Here is an 18,528-nt window from a genome sequence, read left to right as displayed (position 1 = left end):
CCTTTTTTTAGCTACTGTCAATAAAAAATGTTTTTCTATAGGAAAACAGCTTTTAATGTTGATATTCTAAAATGACATCTAAGCCTGATGTGATGCACTTTGCACCCTCTTTTATCAGTCGATGACATCCTTCAGATTTGCCATCCATTATATTACCAGGGACAGCAAATACATCTCTTCCTTCTTCCATCGCACGTTCACAAGTGATTAAACTCCCTGACCTTAATTTTGCTTCAACCACAATCACACCTTGTGATAAGCTAGCAATTATACGATTACGCTCTGGAAAATGGTAGCGTAGGGGTTTTGCTTTAGGTTCATACTCTGAAAGAATGAGGTGATTTTTTGCAAGATACTCTTGTAATAGCTCATTTTCTTTAGGATAAAAGGTATCCAAACCAGTACCAATGACTGCTATTGTTTTTCCACCATTTTTAAGAACTGCTAAATGAGCTGCCGTATCAACGCCTTTTGCTAGTCCACTAACAATGACAAACTGATTACCAAGTTCTGAAATCAATTTCCTAACAACTCTAACCCCCTTTTGACTAGCCATTCTTGCCCCTACTACTGCTAGCATGGGGAAAGATAGTAACTCAATATTACCTTGATAAAATAATAATACTGGAGGATTATGGCTATTTTTAAGCGCATGAGGGTAACAGTCATCTAAAATAGATAAGGTTGGGAACTGATAAAAAGTCTTTTTAAGCTCTTTGAGATCAAGTGTCTTGTATGCTTGAATGAATTGGTTAGGTGATTTCACACCAGAAACCACAGCAATATTTTTTAAGGATAATTTCTCATGATGAGATTTGCGATAATCTAGTAGATGCAATAAGTTTTGATTGCTTAAGCCTGCTTTTTTTAATTTAAATAGTTCAAAGTTATTCATAATCACCTCTTCTATCTGACTATTCGAAAAAACCAGTCAAAAAGACTGGTTGGCTTATTATTTAGTTAACATAGATTTAATTGGTTCAAAACTTTTTCGGTGAATAGCCGTTATACCGTTTCTTTTTAAAGCTTCTAGATGTGTTTTGGTGCCATAACCAGCATTTTTATTAAAGTCATATGCTGGATATTTTTGATGGTAATCATCCATCAATTGATCTCTTGTCACTTTAGCAACGATAGAGGCAGCCGCAATTGATAAACTTTTGGCATCTCCTTTAATAATCGCTTCTTGTGGGATATCACTGTCAAGTGTCATGGCATCAATTAAAAGAAACTGGGGTATTGTAGTTAATTTTGATATCGCTTCAAGCATGGCTAATTTACTCGCTTGATAAATATTGATGTCATCAATAACGTCGTTATCAACAATCCCAATACCAACCGCTAAAGCACTTTCCATTACTTTCTGATAAATAGTATGGTGTTTCTTTTTAGGAATTTTTTTACTATCATTTAATCCTGCTATCAAAGTGTTTTCAGGTAAAATAACCGCTGCTGCGACTACTGGGCCAGCTAAGGGGCCACGTCCTACTTCATCTACCCCACAAATTAGTTTTATGCCTTTTTGATAGAGTGCTTTTTCATAAGTCAGCATTTGTTCAAGACGCTTTAACTCATTCTTTTGATTATCAATCTCTTTTTTCTTTTTGTTGAGAAGATTTTGGACACCAATACGTTTATCTTCCAAAAACTGATGAAAAATGGGATCATCAATGCTCTTAACGTTTACCAAAAGTGATTTAATTTCCTTAATCGTTAGCATTAAGATCCTCAATTCTATCTAAGGTATATGTTCCTAAGCGCCCATCTCTAACCTCTTTAACAAATAACTGATAAAATCTATCATAGTCGTCACGATAGCCAAGCTGCTTTGTCATTGTCATAATGATTTCTGGTGCTTCATCTTCTATGACAATACCCTTAAAACGTTCTTTTAAACGCTCAGGATAGTATGTTTTAAAATAATTAAGTCCAAAAATGGTGACCTCATCCATGGGTAGCAAGGTATCTTTGATAGCTCCTGTCAATGCTAATTTTAGACCGATTAAATCATCTTCAAATTTAGGCCATAAAATACCTGGTGTGTCTAGAATTTCCAAGTCTTTATTTGATTTTAACCATTGTTGTCCTTTTGTGACACCAGGTTTATTGCCCACTACTGCTATTTTTTTTCCAGCTAAACGATTCATTAGAGTTGATTTTCCAGCATTGGGAATTCCAACAATCATAGTTCTTAAGGTTTCTTTTTGAATGCCTCGTTCTTTTAAACGGTTGATTTTATCTGCCATTAATTTTTTAGCAGCCTCAGTCACTTTTTTAACAGTTTTCTGTTCTTTAGAATTAATAGCTAAGGTTGTGATTCCTTGTTTTTCAAAATAATGTCGCCATTCTTTAGTTATGACAGGATCAGCTAAATCAGTTTTATTTAAAATTAATAATTTTGGCTTATCGCCAATAATTTTTGATAACATGGGATTTTGGCTAGATAAAGGTAGTCTTGCATCAACCAAAATTGTCACAAAATCGACAAACTTGATATTTTCTTGAACCTGTCTCCTAGCTTTTGACATATGACCTGGGAACCATTGAATCGTTGCCATAAGTTTTTTTCCTTTCACTTTCATACGTATCTGTTTATCTTCTATTTTAACATAATTTTTAAGAAGATAATGTTTACTTTTTTAGGACACAAAAAAATCATTAGAACACTCTAATGATTTTTAATGACTTATTTTGTTGTGCTAAAACTATCTAAAATAGGTGCCCAATAGTTATTGACGAATTCTTCGGTTCCTTCAATTGCAAAATAGTAAATTTTCCCTTCATGCTCAAAAAGATTAACTGACAGGACTTCTCCAGTTTTATAAGTTGCAAGATCTTGATAGACTTTATCTTGAAAATCATCAAAATAAAGTAATTCAAGATTTTTCATATTTTCGTTTTGTTGTAGATGACTAGCTATATTATCAGCTGCAACTTCAGCTGTCAGCGCCTCTTGATCTTCTTTTGAAAGACTTGATTTGTCAATGATGTTTAAGGTAAGAATTGATTGACCAGTGACATCAGAATATTGGACATCATCTGAATCTGGGAAATCTATATCTGTGAAACTAATAAAATCTTCTGGAATATTATAGTATCCAACTCTATCGTCACCAACTTGTTGTGTGAGTTTGAGTTCTTTATTTGAGATTTTTTCAGACATTTCGTCTTCTTTTTTTGACAAAATCTCATTAATAGCATCCGATTTACCAGATTCATTATTATTGGAGCAACCGAACAATCCAAATAAACCAATTGCAACAAGACTAACCGTTAGAAATTTTTTCATAAGTATTCCTTTCTTTGTTTGAGAAATAATTGTAGCTACAATTACCAAAAAGTTATTTATTTTGTGGGACTAAAACTTTTTAAAATAGGAGACCAGTGTTTATTAACAAATTCCTCGCTTCCTTCAACAGTAAATATATAAATCATGCCATTATCTTCAAAAACTTGTCCAGAATATCTAAGACCAGTTGAATAAAATGCAACAATCTGATAAAGCTCGTTACCAAAATTACCAAAATGATTAATTTTAAAATCTTCAAAATTCTCAGTATCTTGAAGCAGACTTGCCATATAAATGGCAACTATTTTTAGATTATCTCTTTCTTCATCGCCTTCAGGCAAATCTGATGGATTAACAACATTAAAAGAAATGATATTTTCCCCTGTACTATCAGAATACTGAACATCAGTGCTATCAGGACGACCAATATCGGTAAAGCTAATAAAATCCTCAGGGATATCGTAGTAGCCAACTCTGTCATCGCCAACTCTTTTTGTTGAATCAAGATTCTGTTTTTGGAGATTTTCTGAATTCTCGTTGACTTCTTCAGTTGTTTCCTTTTTCTCTAATTGTTCTTTCTTTGTTGTGGTTGTTTTTTCAGGAACATTTGATTGAGATGAATTAGTATTATTTGAACAACCAACAAACGCAAAAAGTGAAACAGCTACAATGCTAGTTAAAAAAAGTTTTTTCATCTTAACCTTTCTATCACTTAAAGTATTTGAATAAATTACCAAAAGAACATTTTTATGAATATTCTTGTTTTATTCCTATTTCCATTGTAACGTAAAAAACCTTGTCTGGCAAGGTTTTTCATTCTTATAAAATTTGTTCAAATCTTAAGTGAACATTAATATGATTTTCATAACCGTTTCTTTCGAGGTCTCGTTGCAAACGATAGGCTATATAACGTTCAGCAATCTTAATAAATCCTGCTTCAATTAAGCGATTTTCAACTAAGGATTGTATCATATTGATGGTTGGGCGTTCCACTTGAGCTTCTTCTAAATCTATGGCAACCTTTTTCGTCACTTGAGCAAGTTTTTGCCGCAGTTCTTCATCTAGAGCATAAACTGTTTGAGCCGCTTTTAGGATGGCTTGATAAATCTTATCAGGGTTAAATTCTGTTAGTTGGCCATTACGTTTGATAATTTGCATAGAAACCTCTTTTCTATTGATGAAGTATGTTTGTTACTAATATTATCTAGGTCTTAGACTGATTTGTCAAGTTATATTGCTTGGTATCTAATAAATAAGTCTACTTTTAAGATTAATTAGAAATGATTATCATAATTTTAAAAATAATGCCATTTTTTATTAGATCAAAAAAGATGGCACAGCCATCTTTCACTAAATTAATTCAAACAAAAGTTCTTTTGTTGCATGAACAAGGCCTTGTTGGTGTAAACTTTCTGCAATCTGAACAGAATTCCAAGCGGCCCCTTTTAAAAGATTGTCAGAAACAACCCACATGTGAATACCATTATCAACATCTAAATCTTTTCGGATACGACCTACAAATGTTTCTGTTTTACCAACAGCATTAATTGCTTGAGGGTAAATTTGTTCTGAAGGGTCATCTTCAAGAATAGTTCCTGGGAAGTCAGAAATGGCCTGTTTAACGGCATTAATGTCTGCTATTTCTTTTGTTTCAATATAAACTGATTCAGAATGAGCTGTGAGAACTGGAATACGAACACAAGTCGCTGACACTTTAATAGTTTCATCTTCCATAATTTTCTTGGTTTCTTTCGTCATTTTCATCTCTTCATAGGTATAATCATTATCAGTGAAAAGATCAATCTGTGGCAAGGCGTTAAAAGCGATAGGGTAATGCTTTTTATCCCCTCCAGAAGGTAAAATAGTCGCTCCTACTTCTTTAACAGGTGTTTCCTCATTAAGAACTTGTTTTAATTGTTTTTGAGTCTCTTCAATGGCTTTTGCTCCGGCACCAGAGACGGCTTGATAGGTTGAAACAATGATGCGTTCAAGCCCCCATTCTTGCCTAATAGGTTCTAAAGCCATCATCATTTGGATGGTTGAACAGTTAGGACAAGCAATGATTCCTTTGTGATTTTTAAGCGCGTGCGCATTGACTTCAGGAACAATCAAAGGAACATTAGGATTTTGACGGTAGTGTGACGTATTGTCAATCACAACAGCTCCAGCTTTTACGGCATAAGGCGCAAACTTTTCTGATGTTTTTCCACCGGCAGAAAAAAGAGCAATATCAACGCCATCAAAAGAGTTCTCAGTCGTTTCTTCAACAGCAATAGTTTGGTCTTTAAATAAAAATGTTTTACCAACCGAACGTTTTGAAGCTAATAATTTCAAAGTTTTGACTGGCAAACTTGATTTTTCCAGCATTTTAATCATTTGTTGACCTACTGCACCTGTAGCCCCAACAATAGCGACATTATATGACATATTATTCCTCATTTTTTTCATTTTTTAATGTTATTGTTCTATCATACTATTTTTTTAAAGATTTGAATAGTTTTTTTAATAAAAAATCCCTCTCCAAAAGGAAAGGGATTTAGGGCACTCTATGAATGTGAAGAGACGGTTCACACATCTCTTCAAAGTCCGCTCCTGCGTTAATGACTTCCCTGCGCAAATATGGTTTCGAAAAACCATAATCGACTCATCGCATGAATTAATTCTACCTTAAATGATAACAATTGTAAAGAGAACTGTTTAATCAATCGTTTTAATCTATAACAGAGGTGCTATTAATTTTATGATGTAGCCTGCTCCTCTTATCAAAATATTTTCTTTTTTTAAGGACTCTAAGGTAATTTCTTTACTTTTAGCAAGTGTTTTTTGAAAATCATTTTCTATATCAGCAATGCTACTTGTTTGATACATGTAGGTAGCACATTCAAAATGATGATACAAACTTCTATAATCAAGATTAATTGTGCCAACAACTGCTTTATTATGATCACTAACAAAGTTTTTGGCATGTACAAATCCAGGTGTGAATTGATAAATTTTAACCCCTGAATCGATTAAAGAAGGAAAGTAACGTTTAGCCAAAGTATATGGAATTTTCTTATCAGGAATCCCTGGCATGATTATTTTAACATCAACACCACGTTCTGCAGCAAATTTCAAAGCATGCTCTAATTCGCTATCAAGAATAAGATAAGGAGTCATGATATGTACATATTCATTAGCGTTATTTAAAATGTCAATATAGACGTTCTCGCCAACTTTTTCATTATCTAAAGGTGAATCAGCATAAGGAATAACGTAACCTTGATTGCAGTTACTATTTGATTTGTTGGGAAGTAAGTAGCGTTTGATATCATCGGTTTGATCATAAGTTGCCCACATTTGTAAGAACATCAAAGTGTAAGAACTAACTGCTTCGCCTTTTATCATCAAAGCTGAGTCTTTCCAATAACCATATTTATCAATAAGGTTAATGTATTCATCTGCCAAATTAACCCCACCATTGAAAGCCACTTGATTATCGATGACTAAAATTTTTCTATGGTCTCGGTAATTGTAGTAGGTTGATAAAAAAGGGGACATTGGTGCAAAAGCACGCGCCTTAATACCAATTTTTTCTAATCTTTTCTTATAATCAGGTGACAAGGTTGAATACTCAATCATCCCGTCATACATTACTCTGACTTCAACACCTTCTTTGACTTTTTCTTCAAGGATAGCCAAGATTTCACCCCACATGGTACCTTCATCAATAATAAAGTATTCCAAAAAGATAAACTCTTTTGCCTTTTGCAATTCTTCTTTTAGAGCAATAAATTTTTTCATTCCACTTGGGAAATAGGTGATTTCTGGATTTTTGTAGATGGGGTAACCACCACGTCTGTTAAGGTATTTAGCAAGGTTGTAGGTAATAAGGTGGTCTTGTTTTAACTCAGCTAATATATCTGATTTTTGGTGAAAATAAGGTGAAACTTCCGATATCGACTTTTTAATTCTTTTTTTAAGTTCCCTATAGCCTAAATCATTCTTGGTATAAAAGAGAAACATGGCACCTGGTATTGGAAAAGGAAAGATTACCAAGAGCCAAGTGATAATGGACGTTGTATCCATTTTGCTATTGACAAGAAATATCACAGAACCCGCAATAACAATGGCTTCAATAATTTTTAGAGGAATTCGAAAATCTTCTAACTTAAGGAAAAATAAATTGATGAGAATAATTTGTAGAAGAATGAGAACAAGAAAGAGTGTTAAACGGCTAAAAATCCCTCTTAAAATACCTCTTTTACTCTTATCAAGTAATTTTACGACAGTATTTTTTTGCCCGTTCATTGTTTCCTCCTCCCATTATTCAAAGTAGTTATCAGTTGTTTAGAATAAACCTAGAGCAACGCCCTCATCAGTAACGTCCATATTTAAAGCGGCTGGTTGTTTTGGTAATCCAGGCATAGTGAGAACATCACCAGTTAGTGCGACGATAAAACCTGCACCTATTTTAGGAACAAATTCTCTAATCGTAATTTCAAAGTCTGATGGTGCCCCAAGAAGGCTAGGATTGTCTGAAAAACTATATTGCGTTTTTGCCATACAGATTGGTAGTTTATCCCAATCATTTTGTTTTAATTCTCTCATTTGGTTTTTAGCTTTACCAGAAAAGGCAACACTTTTACCACCATAAATATGAGTGACAATTTTTGTGACCTTCTCTTCGATAGTATCTGTAAGATCATATAATCTTTGGTATTGGCCAGGATTTTTCTCTATAGAGGCAACAACCGTGTTGGCTAGGGCCACTCCTCCTTCTCCACCATCAGACCATACTGTTGCTAGCTCTACTGGTACGTCAATGGTTTGACAAAGTTTTTTAAGGGTTGCAATTTCTTCTTTAGTATCTGAAACAAAACGGTTAATAGCAACGGTAACTGGGACGCCGTATTGACGCATATTGTTAACATGGCGCTCGAGATTTGAAAAACCATGTGTTAAAGCTTCAACATTCTCATTTTCAAGCTCGTTTTTAGGGACACCACCATGCATTTTTAACGCACGCAAAGTAGCAACAACAACGATAGCATCAGGAGCTTTAGGTAATTGAGGAACCTTAATATCTAGGAATTTTTCAGCGCCTAGATCAGCACCAAAACCTGCTTCTGTCACGGTATAATCCGCTAAACGTAAAGCTGTTGAGGTCGCAAGAACCGAGTTACAGCCATGAGCGATATTAGCAAAAGGTCCTCCGTGGACAAAGGCTGGTGTTCCATAGATTGTTTGAACAAGGTTTGGTTTTAAAGCATCTTTTAAGATGAGCGTTAGAGCCCCTTCAACTTTTAAATCACTAACCAAAACAGGAGTTTTATCTGTTTTATAACCGATGACAATTTTTCCTAATCTTGATTTCAAATCTGCTAAATCAGTAGCCAAACATAAAATAGCCATAATTTCACTAGCGACAGTAATATCAAAACCATCTTCTCTAGGAACACCATTAAATGGGCTTCCTAGTCCCACAATAACTTTTCTAAGCGCACGATCATTTAAGTCGACCACTCGTTTCCAGATGATACGACGTTGGTCAATTTCTAATTCATTACCCTGTTGTAAATGATTGTCGATTAAAGAGGATAGGGCGTTGTTTGCTGTTGTAATCGCATGCATGTCACCGGTAAAGTGAAGATTAATGTCTTCCATGGGAAGAACTTGTGCATATCCTCCCCCAGTTGCACCACCTTTAACACCCATCACTGGCCCCATTGATGGCTCACGAAGAGCAATCATTGTCTTTTTACCAATTTTACTAAGAGCATCAGCAAGTCCAATCGTAATAGTTGACTTTCCTTCTCCTGCTGGTGTTGGATTAATGGCAGTGACTAAAATGAGTTTTCCTAAAGGATTTGATTCTAGGGCTTTAATTTTTTCAAATGACAATTTTGCCTTATACTTGCCGTAAAGTTCAATATCATCTGATGTTAGATTAATTTTTTTAATAATGTCAGTAATTGGTTGTAATTGTGTGCTTTGGGCGATTTTGATATCAGTTTGCATAGAAAACTCCTCTTTAATGTTTTATATTATTAGTATACCAAAAGCCTTACAAAAATACAGAGTTTTATGTAAAATAAGTTTAGGACTTAGTCATTTTACTTATAAAATAAAAAGACAGTAACAAATTATTTACCTTATGCGTTTTTTTTTGTAAAATACTCATATGAGAATTTTAATTACATCTGGTGGAACCAGCGAAAAAATCGATAATGTGCGTAGCATTACAAATCATGCCACAGGAACATTAGGAAAAGTTATTGCTGAGGATTTCTTAAACAAAGGGGAAACAGTTACTCTAGTCACCACAAAATCTAGTGTGAAACCAACCCCTCATCCTCATTTACACATTGTTGAAGTCAGCGACGTCAATAATCTTATTGAAACACTTGAACCTCTTGTTAAAACGCATGATGTTTTGATTCACAGTATGGCTGTCTCTGATTATACTCCTACTTTTATGACAGATTTTGATACTGTTAAAAAAGCAGATCAGCTAGAACTGTTTTTAGAACAAAAAAACACTGAAACAAAGATTTCTTCTTCTAGTGATTACCAAGTTCTGTTTTTAAAGAAGACACCCAAGGTGATTCATTTCATCAAAGAGTGGAACCCTTCTATTATTTTGGTAGGATTTAAGCTACTAGTGGCTGTTTCAAAAGATGACTTACTTGAGACCGCTAGAAAAAGTCTAACAACCAATCAAGCAGACTATATTATTGCAAATGATTTGACTGAGATTTCGACTGATGCTCATCATGCTTATCTTGTTTCTGAATCAGGACTAGAAGAAGCTTACACCAAACAAGATATCTCTAGATTAATCTATGAAAGGGTGATTAAAGATGCCTAAAGGTCTATATCCAACGATTACTTTAGCTATTACTGGTAGTATCTCTGCCTATAAGGCGACTGATTTAGTTAGTCAATTGAAAAAAAGAGGGTACAATGTTCAGGTCTTAATGACTGAAAAAGCGACTCATTTTATTACCCCATTAACATTACAAGTCTTATCTAGCAATCCTGTGCATTTGGATATTATGGCTGAAGATGATCCTAGATTTGTTAACCATATTCAATTGGGAAAACAAAGTGACTTATTTATAGTAGCACCTGCAAGTGCCAATACAATTGCTAAATTAGCCAATGGATTAGCAGATAATATTGTCACTGGAACTGCACTTGCATTACCAACAAATGTTCCTAAGTTGTTAGCGCCTGCTATGAACACTAAAATGTATGAACATCCTATTACTCAAAAAAATTTGGAAATTTTAAAAGAAATTGATTATCGTGAAATTCCACCTAAATCATCACTACTTGCTTGTGGTGATGTAGGAAAAGGGGCTTTAGCCAATCTTGATGACATTATAACTACAGTTGAGGAGTATTTTAAATGAGAAATAAGAAACAATCACAATCTATTGCTACTATTGCTATCTTTTTTGCCGTTATGCTTGTCATTCACCTATTAAGTTCCTTTATTTTTAACTGGCTTCCACTTCCTATCAAGCCAACACTTGTTCATATCCCGGTTATTATTGCCTCAATCATCTATGGTCCTAAAGTAGGTAGTGTTTTAGGAGCTTTAATGGGACTTATGAGTGTTATCACTAATACGATTATTATATTGCCGACTAGTTACTTATTTTCACCGTTTGTTCCTGGAGGAAACTTTGCATCACTAGTCATTGCGCTTCTACCTCGTGTACTGATTGGTATTTTCCCATATTTTGTATATAAAATGATGAAAAACAAAGCAGGACTTCTTGTTGCAGGTGGTATTGGTTCTTTGACAAATACAATTTTTGTGTTAACCGGTATTTTTCTTCTCTTTTCAACGGTTTATGATGGTAATATTCAAAAATTATTGGCAACCGTGATTTCAAGTAATTCAATTGCGGAACTCATAATTGCATCATTTATGACAAGTATTATTGTGCCAAGAATAGAAAAAATCTAAAATTTATCACGGGTAACCGTGATTTTTAATTTTAAACATGGTATAATTAAAGCGCTTAAGTATTTAGAAAGAGGTAAAAAAGATGACCTATACTGATAATTTTAAGAAATGGTTAAATGAACCAAATCTTCCCAAATATTTACATGATGAGCTCCTTGAAATGGATGAAAAAACAAAGGAAGATGCCTTTTATACCAACCTTGAGTTTGGTACAGCTGGTATGAGAGCACTCATTGGAGCCGGCACTAACCGTATTAATATTTTTGTTGTTCGTCAGGCAACTGAAGGTTTGGCTCAACTTATTGAAGAAAAAGGTGAAGAAGCTAAAAAAAGAGGTGTTGCTATTGCTTATGATTCAAGACACTTCTCTCCAGAGTTTGCAAAGGACGCTGCTAGTGTCTTAGCACAACACGGTATTAAGTCTTATGTTTTTGAAAGTCTTCGACCAACTCCTGAATTATCTTTTGCAGTTCGTCATTTAAATGCCATTGCTGGTATTATGATAACAGCCAGTCATAACCCTGCTCCTTTTAATGGTTATAAGGTTTATGGCGAAGATGGTGGTCAAATGCCTCCAGCTGATGCGGATGCTTTAACCAATTATATTCGTGCGATTGACAATCCTTTTGAAATTGCTATCGCTGATTTTGACGCTCAAAAAGACAGTGGTGTGATTCAAATCATTGCAGAAGATGTTGATAGTGAATACTTAAAAGAAGTTAAAACAGTTACTATTAACCAAAAACTTATTGAAGAATACGGCAAAGACATGAAAATTGTCTATACCCCGCTTCATGGAACTGGTGAAATGCTTGCACGACGTGCTTTAGCACAAGCTGGGTTTGATTCTGTTGCTATTGTTGAAAGCCAAGCAACTGCTGACCCTGATTTTTCAACAGTCAAATCACCAAATCCAGAAAGTCAAGCAGCATTTGCTCTTGCTGAACAGCTTGGTCGTGAGATTGATGCTGATGTTTTGATTGCAACAGATCCTGATGCTGACCGTCTTGGCGTTGAAATTCGTTTAGCCGATGGTAGTTACCAAAACTTATCTGGTAATCAAATTGGTGCCATTATGGCAAAATATATTTTAGAAGCACATAAACAAGCTGGTACTTTACCTGCTAATGCAGCTTTGGCTAAATCAATTGTTTCAACAGAATTGGTGACAAAGATTGCTGAAAGTTATAATGCTACTATGTTTAATGTGTTAACCGGCTTTAAGTTTATTGCTGAAAAAATTCAAGAATTTGAAGATACTGGCAAATACACTTATATGTTTGGCTTTGAAGAAAGCTTTGGTTACCTTGTAAAACCATTTGTTCGTGACAAAGACGCTATTCAGGCTGTTTTATTGATTGCTGAAATTGCTGCCTATTATCGTTCAAGAGGGTTAACCTTAGCAGATGGCATAGCTGAAATCTATCAAGAATATGGTTACTTCTCTGAAAAAACAATCTCACTTGAGCTTTCTGGAGTGGATGGTGCTAGTCAAATTAAAACTATTATGAGCAAATTCCGTGATAATGCGCCAAGCAGCTTTAATCAAACTGCCATTGTAAAAGTTGAAGACTTTAAAAAACAAACAGCCACTGACGAAAAAGGGAATGTTACTTCTCTTTCTACTCCTCCTAGTGATGTTTTAAAATATACTCTTGCTGATGATTCTTGGTTTGCTGTTAGACCTTCAGGTACTGAACCAAAAATTAAATTCTATATTGCAACAGTTGGAAAAAAACTTGAAGACTCACAAGCAAAAATCGATAGCATCGAAAAAGAAATTAATCAGTTTATTAAATAACAAAAAAGGATTTGAAGCTAGCTTCAAATCCTTTTTTAATTAATGGCTCTGATACATTTCATAATAAAGACCTTTTCTAGTCATTAATTCTTGATGATTTCCTGATTCTACAAGTCTTCCGTCCTTTAAGACAATAATATTGTCAGCTTTCATAATCGTTGAAAGGCGATGGGCAATAATAATACTTGTTTTGCCAGCCATTAATTTTTGTAGCGCATTTTGTACTAATACTTCTGTATTGGCATCTATTGATGAAGTTGCCTCATCAAGTATTAGTAACTCAGGGGCTTTTAAAAACACTCTTGCAATACTAATCAACTGTCTTTGCCCTTCAGACAAACTTGTTTGGGATTCATCTAATAAGGTATCATAACCATCTGGTAATTGCTGAATAAAGTGATCTGCGTTTGCTAATTTAGCTGCTTTTTCAACAGAAAGTTTGTCACTATTTGGATAAGCATAGGAAATATTATCAAAAACACTGGCTTTTTTTAACCAAGTTGTTTGAGCGACCATTCCAATTTTTTGATAAAACTCTTTTTTATCTAATGCTTGAATAGCCGTATCACCAAATAGAATGCTACCACTATCAGGCGAATAAAAACGCATTAATAAGTTAATTAGCGTTGTTTTACCTGAACCAGTTGGTCCAACAATAGCTACTGTTTCTCCTGGATTAATACTAAACGAAATATCCTTTAAAACCCTATGCCCTTTTTGGTAGGAAAAATTGATATTCTCAAAAGTAATTTTTTCTTTGAGATTGAGTGTTTTATTGCTTTGATTTTCTGAAGTCTCTATATCATTTTTAGCATCAATGAGTTCATAAAGTCTTTCGGCACAAGCTAAAGCGCCTTGTAATTCTGATAGAACGCTAGAGATGTCATTAAATGGTTTACTATACTGCTTAGCATAATTTAAAAAAGTAACTAATTGCCCAAGAGATAGAAAGCCATGCAAAATTCTCAATGCGCCAACTCCAATTAAGAGAGCATATATAAGACTGTTTAAGAATCTTGTCACTGGATTAACTGTTGAGGAATAAAAAGTTGCTTTTTGAGATGCCAAAGTATAGTCTTCTATCCGCTTATCAAAAAGATTTAAAAATTTCTCTTTGGCATTGAATAATTGAATCAATGATTTTTGTCTAACCACTTCTTCAATTAATTGGCTTTCTTTTTTTCGAGCCATTAATTGTTTTTCGTAAAAATGATAACTTCTTTTACCAATAAAATTGGCGACAAGTAAGGTTAATGGTGTAAGAAATAAAACCATTGCGAGCATTACACCATCTAAGTTGGCCATTGAAAAAATGAGAAAAATAAGTGTCAATAAGCCCGTCAAAAATTGCTCAAATACCAATAACAAGCCATTTGTCAATTGTTCAATGTCTGTTGTAGCACGACTGATTAAATCACCTGTTGTATAGTTGTCAAAAACCGGAATTGGTAATTGATGGAGACGTGCCATTAGTTCATTTTTTAGATTTTTCCCATACTGAAAGACCATTTTTTGAGCAATTAAGCCTGAAAACCATAAAAACAAAGAATGGGCTATAATTACAAAAAGCATGGAGAAAAGAAGGGAGATAAGCGTTTGTGTGTTATTTTTTTGACCAATAAAATCAACTGCTTCTCCTATTAAGACAGGAAGATACACAGCTAATGAAACATGTACAATAGAAACAATTATCAAGCTTATCAAGCGAAAAGGTGTCTGTAAAAAAGAATAAAGTAAACGACTCATTGTAGTCTTTTTCATTTTATTCACCTCCCTTTTTTTGCGTTTGATAGATGGCTTGATAGTAAGGATTAGTCTCTAGTAGCTCTTTATGACTGCCCAAACCAACCTGGTTGCCGTTATCTAAGACTAAGATCTTATCACAGCGACTAATAACATGATAATGTTGTGAGACAATAATCATATTTTGAAAGAAAGATAGGTGATGAAGAGCATCTAGTACCTTTTTTTCAGTCAAGTAATCCAAGGAGGAGGTTGGATTATCAAGTAATAAGAAAGGTTTTTTATCAACCAAACTTCTTGCAAGGGTCAACCGCTGTTTTTGGCCGCCAGAATAATTTTGACCATACTGTTCCACAGGACTATCTAATTTGAGAGATTCTTTTTCAACAAATTCGCTCGCTTGTGCAATATCAAGAGCTTGCCACAGCTCTTCTTCACTTAATGACCGACTTTGTCCGAGTTCAAGATTATCTCTTAGACTCCCTTCAAATAATTGAGGTTTTTGAGGGGATAAACTAACCCATTGAGAAAATTCCTTCAGTGTTTTTGGGGTTTTATTGTGGTAATAAAGTTCTATTTGCCCCTGACTAGGAAGTAAAAGACCTGCTAAAAGGTGAAGCAAGGTACTTTTGCCAGAACTAGTGCCCCCTATGATGCCTAGTGTTTCATGAGGTTTCAGTGAAAAATCTATCTCTTTAATAGCCATTTTTTGAGAATTCGGGTAGGAAAAACTAACCTTATTAACCACCAGAGAAACGTCATCGTCTTTAGGCAACTCTATGTTATGTAATGAGGTATTTACCCTTTCTTTAAGCTCTAGCAAATCAAGGAGTCTACGTGAACTAACAAAGGATTGGTTAACAGCAGAAACAAGCGTTGTTAATTTAACAGTTTCAATTAAAATCTGTAGAAGATAGTTAATCAGTGCCACAACAACTCCAACACTCAACTCTTTTGTTAAGACAGCAAGATGTCCCTGCCAAATAATAACAATCAAGGTAACGTTAATGATAGTAAACGTCAAAGGATTAAGTAGACTAGTGAGATAACTTGCTTTAATTTGTTGTCGAAAGTTTTCCCTGGTTTCATTTTCAAAAACGCTTAGTTCTTGATCCGTTTTGTGGTAAGAACGAATAACGCGCATCCCCATCACCTGTTCACTAATCAATGAAGTCATTCGGTCAAGAGTTCTTTTCATTTTTTGATAAACAGGGACTAAAAAGCGAGAGATTAAATATATAATGAACAGTAAGCCTAACAGCATGATCAAAAATTCAAAGGCAATCTTCTTATTTATTGAAAAGGCTAGTATTAATGAGCCGAAAATAATAACAGGAGCTCTTAAGAATAATCGTAAAAAAAGATTGATGCCAATTTGAATGTAAAGCGTATCATTTAACAATCGTGAAATAAGTTCACCTGAGCTGATTGATGATTCTGTATAGGAAAGTCCAAGTATTTTTTCAAATAAAGCTTTACTGAGATTCTTTGTATAGTGTGTTGCTACTTTTGAAGAATAGTATTGCGCAATGACAGCCACTATAATATTAAAAAAAGCAAGCAAAAAGAGAATAATAATCATCACTAATAGAAGATTATTATTCTTGCTTGGGATTATAGTATCAATGATAAAAGCAAGGATTAAAGGCACAGCCAACTCAAACAAAGCTTCCAATAATTTGAGTAATGGGGCTAAAATAGCCTCTTTTATAGTGCCCTTAAAATACTTAAATAAGATTTTCATACTAGTATCACCTGCTGATTAAAATAAACTGACGAGTTTAATCAAGTAGAGGTTCATCTGCACTTGTTTGGCGTAGTAACTATTGCCTCCATTACGGTAGAGCTTACCATCACCGTAAAACAATGAAACAAGTGTGTAGTAGTTGTAAGTTTCTTTTTTATCGTTGCCTAAACTTGGAGCAACAACATCTCTAGAGTATATCTTTGCAAGTTCAATCGTATTTACTCCGCCATTTTTTGAAATGTAGGAAATATAGGATTGCCCAAAATTATAGGCTTGAACAGCAGTCCATACATCAACATCAGATTTTTCAGCTTCTATTAGATTTTCTGATAAAACAGCAACACCTTGTCTGATGCTTTCTTTATTGTCAGTGATTGTCCCAACTTCTCCTGTAGAGCTTTCACTGGATTGCATCACATCCCCTTCACGACCTTTGGTTTCAGTGTAAATCATTGCCAAAATGAGGTCTTCATTTGCAGGCGTATCATTTTCAGCCAAAACGTCTCTAACCATTGTTCGATAGGTGAGAACGGTTTTAACATTCTGGTAAACGGTTATGGAATGGTAACCAATAAAAAGCAAGAAAAGAATGATGACAATAGTTCTTAGTTTTTTAATCATCTGCATTTATCTTTCTTTATTACTTACAAAACTATGCAACATTTCATTCCATTTGAACATAAGATACTATTAAATGACCATTTTAGATGGATGTGACTATTTCCAAATTAGTATAATGGAAAAGCATCTGTTAAGGCTTTAATTTCAGCTTTAACATCATTTAATACAGACTGATCATCATGATTTTCTAATACTTTAATCATGAGCTCAGCGATTCTAACACTCTCTTTTTCGCCCATGCCACGGCTAGTAATGGCAGGTGTTCCAATTCTGATACCTGACGTTTTAAAGGGTGATAGTGTTTCAAAAGGAATTGAGTTCTTGTTTAGAGTAATATTCACTTCTTCTAGAACATTTTGCGCCAATTTCCCATTTTCGATAACTTTGGTGACATCTACTAAAAAGAGATGATTGTCTGTACCACCAGAGATCACACGGAAATTGTCATTTTTTGCAAATACTTCTGCCATAGCTTTAGCATTTGCGACGACATTTTTAATATAAGTTTTAAATTCAGGATCAAGTGCTTCTTTAAAAGCAACTGCTTTTGCTGCAATGACGTGTTCTAATGGTCCTCCTTGAAGACCAGGGAAAATAGCTGAATTAATTTTTTTAGCAATTGCTTCGTCATTTGTTAGAATCAAACCACCACGTGGACCTCTAAGTGTTTTGTGGGTTGTTGATGTAACAACATGTGCATAAGGCATTGGGTTAGGATGATAACCAGCAGCTACTAAGCCTGCAATATGGGCCATGTCAACCACTAGATAAGCATTGACACTATCGGCAATCGCACGGAATTTTTCAAAATCTAAAGTTCTTGAATAGGCAGAAGCACCTGCAACAATGAGTTTTGGCTGATGCTCATTAGCCAATTGTTGTAATTCGTCATAATCAATCATCTCAGTTTCAGGATTAAGTGTATAAGAAACAAAATGATAGGTTTTACCTGAAAAACTAACAGAAGCGCCATGAGTCAAATGGCCACCAGCCGCCAAATCCATTCCAAGAACAGTATCTCCTGGTTCAATTAATGCCATGTAAGCACCGGCATTAGCTTGACTCCCTGAATGAGGTTGCACATTAGCATAGGAAGCACCAAATAATGCCTTAGCACGCTCAATCGCTAAGTTTTCAATGACATCAACAACATCTGTCCCACCATAATAACGCTTTGAAGGGTAACCTTCAGCATATTTGTTGGTTAGAATTGTTCCTTGTGCTGCCATAACTGCTTTTGAAACAACATTTTCAGAAGCTATTAGTTCAATATTGTTTTGCTGGCGTTCCTCTTCTTTAACGACGGCTTCCCAGACCTCTGGGTCAAACGCTTTGTAGTCTTCTTTATCAAAAATCATAACTTCTCC

The 18,528-nt window shown here is 34.6% G+C and carries 17 protein-coding genes; 4 read left to right on the top strand and 13 right to left on the bottom strand.

Translation table 11 applies throughout. The features are described 5' to 3' along the window. Positions 1-52: 52 nt before the first annotated feature. The 9 genes from dprA to JHK62_RS02320 form a co-directional block, all read right to left on the bottom strand. Positions 53-895, bottom strand: coding sequence for a DNA-processing protein DprA (gene dprA, locus JHK62_RS02360; RefSeq protein WP_199575072.1), 843 nt, complete (start codon positions 893-895; stop codon positions 53-55). Between the two features lie 57 nt (positions 896-952). After that, positions 953-1,720 (bottom strand): ribonuclease HII, encoded by a 768-nt coding sequence (locus tag JHK62_RS02355; protein WP_199575071.1) that lies wholly within the window; start codon positions 1,718-1,720, stop codon positions 953-955. Further along, on the bottom strand, positions 1,707-2,558 hold the full coding sequence (ylqF, locus tag JHK62_RS02350; RefSeq protein ID WP_199575070.1) for a ribosome biogenesis GTPase YlqF: 852 nt from the start codon (positions 2,556-2,558) through the stop codon (positions 1,707-1,709). Before ylqF ends, JHK62_RS02355 begins: the two co-directional genes overlap by 14 nt. 128 nt (positions 2,559-2,686) lie before the next feature. Further along, positions 2,687-3,289 (bottom strand): hypothetical protein, encoded by a 603-nt coding sequence (locus tag JHK62_RS02345; protein ID WP_199575069.1) that lies wholly within the window; start codon positions 3,287-3,289, stop codon positions 2,687-2,689. Between the two features lie 56 nt (positions 3,290-3,345). Further along, positions 3,346-3,984 (bottom strand): hypothetical protein, encoded by a 639-nt coding sequence (locus JHK62_RS02340; RefSeq protein ID WP_199575068.1) that lies wholly within the window; start codon positions 3,982-3,984, stop codon positions 3,346-3,348. 124 nt (positions 3,985-4,108) lie between these two features. After that, positions 4,109-4,447, bottom strand: a complete 339-nt coding sequence (locus tag JHK62_RS02335; protein WP_199575067.1) for an ATP cone domain-containing protein — start codon at positions 4,445-4,447, stop codon at positions 4,109-4,111. 192 nt (positions 4,448-4,639) lie between these two features. Further along, positions 4,640-5,716: an aspartate-semialdehyde dehydrogenase gene (locus JHK62_RS02330; RefSeq protein WP_199575066.1), complete on the bottom strand. Its 1,077-nt coding sequence runs from the start codon at positions 5,714-5,716 to the stop codon at positions 4,640-4,642. A gap of 288 nt (positions 5,717-6,004) precedes the next feature. Then, positions 6,005-7,579 (bottom strand): cardiolipin synthase, encoded by a 1,575-nt coding sequence (gene cls / locus JHK62_RS02325; RefSeq protein ID WP_199575065.1) that lies wholly within the window; start codon positions 7,577-7,579, stop codon positions 6,005-6,007. A 39-nt stretch (positions 7,580-7,618) separates the two neighbouring features. Next, on the bottom strand, positions 7,619-9,289 hold the full coding sequence (locus JHK62_RS02320; RefSeq protein WP_199575064.1) for a formate--tetrahydrofolate ligase: 1,671 nt from the start codon (positions 9,287-9,289) through the stop codon (positions 7,619-7,621). 163 nt (positions 9,290-9,452) lie between these two features. Here JHK62_RS02320 and JHK62_RS02315 point away from each other — a divergent pair, with 163 nt between their 5' ends. The 4 genes from JHK62_RS02315 (at position 9,453) to JHK62_RS02300 (ending at position 13,050) form a co-directional block, all read left to right on the top strand. Beyond that, positions 9,453-10,139, top strand: a complete 687-nt coding sequence (locus JHK62_RS02315; protein WP_199575063.1) for a phosphopantothenate--cysteine ligase — start codon at positions 9,453-9,455, stop codon at positions 10,137-10,139. Next, positions 10,132-10,686 carry a phosphopantothenoylcysteine decarboxylase gene (gene coaC / locus JHK62_RS02310; protein ID WP_199575062.1) on the top strand — a complete coding sequence of 185 codons (555 nt, stop codon included), beginning with the start codon at positions 10,132-10,134 and terminating at the stop codon, positions 10,684-10,686. The genes JHK62_RS02315 and coaC overlap by 8 nt, the downstream gene beginning before the upstream one ends. Beyond that, a complete protein-coding gene (locus tag JHK62_RS02305) occupies positions 10,683-11,249 on the top strand; it encodes an ECF transporter S component (RefSeq protein ID WP_199575061.1) in 567 nt (188 codons plus the stop codon). Before coaC ends, JHK62_RS02305 begins: the two co-directional genes overlap by 4 nt. 82 nt (positions 11,250-11,331) lie before the next feature. Further along, positions 11,332-13,050 carry a phospho-sugar mutase gene (locus JHK62_RS02300; RefSeq protein WP_199575060.1) on the top strand — a complete coding sequence of 573 codons (1,719 nt, stop codon included), beginning with the start codon at positions 11,332-11,334 and terminating at the stop codon, positions 13,048-13,050. A gap of 39 nt (positions 13,051-13,089) precedes the next feature. Here JHK62_RS02300 and JHK62_RS02295 read toward each other — a convergent pair whose 3' ends face one another. The 4 genes from JHK62_RS02295 to glyA form a co-directional block, all read right to left on the bottom strand. Further along, positions 13,090-14,811: an ABC transporter ATP-binding protein gene (locus tag JHK62_RS02295; RefSeq protein ID WP_199575059.1), complete on the bottom strand. Its 1,722-nt coding sequence runs from the start codon at positions 14,809-14,811 to the stop codon at positions 13,090-13,092. A gap of 1 nt (position 14,812) precedes the next feature. Beyond that, positions 14,813-16,537, bottom strand: a complete 1,725-nt coding sequence (locus JHK62_RS02290) for an ABC transporter ATP-binding protein (protein ID WP_199575058.1) — start codon at positions 16,535-16,537, stop codon at positions 14,813-14,815. A gap of 18 nt (positions 16,538-16,555) precedes the next feature. Continuing rightward, positions 16,556-17,161 carry a lysozyme family protein gene (locus JHK62_RS02285; protein WP_199575057.1) on the bottom strand — a complete coding sequence of 202 codons (606 nt, stop codon included), beginning with the start codon at positions 17,159-17,161 and terminating at the stop codon, positions 16,556-16,558. Positions 17,162-17,268: 107 nt separating this feature from the next. Then, positions 17,269-18,519 carry a serine hydroxymethyltransferase gene (glyA, locus tag JHK62_RS02280; RefSeq protein ID WP_199575056.1) on the bottom strand — a complete coding sequence of 417 codons (1,251 nt, stop codon included), beginning with the start codon at positions 18,517-18,519 and terminating at the stop codon, positions 17,269-17,271. Between the last annotated feature and the right edge of the window lie 9 nt (positions 18,520-18,528).

The sequence above is a fragment of the Streptococcus pacificus genome (assembly GCF_016481305.1).
Taxonomy (GTDB): domain Bacteria; phylum Bacillota; class Bacilli; order Lactobacillales; family Streptococcaceae; genus Streptococcus; species Streptococcus pacificus.
This window is presented reverse-complemented; position numbering and strand designations above follow the sequence as displayed.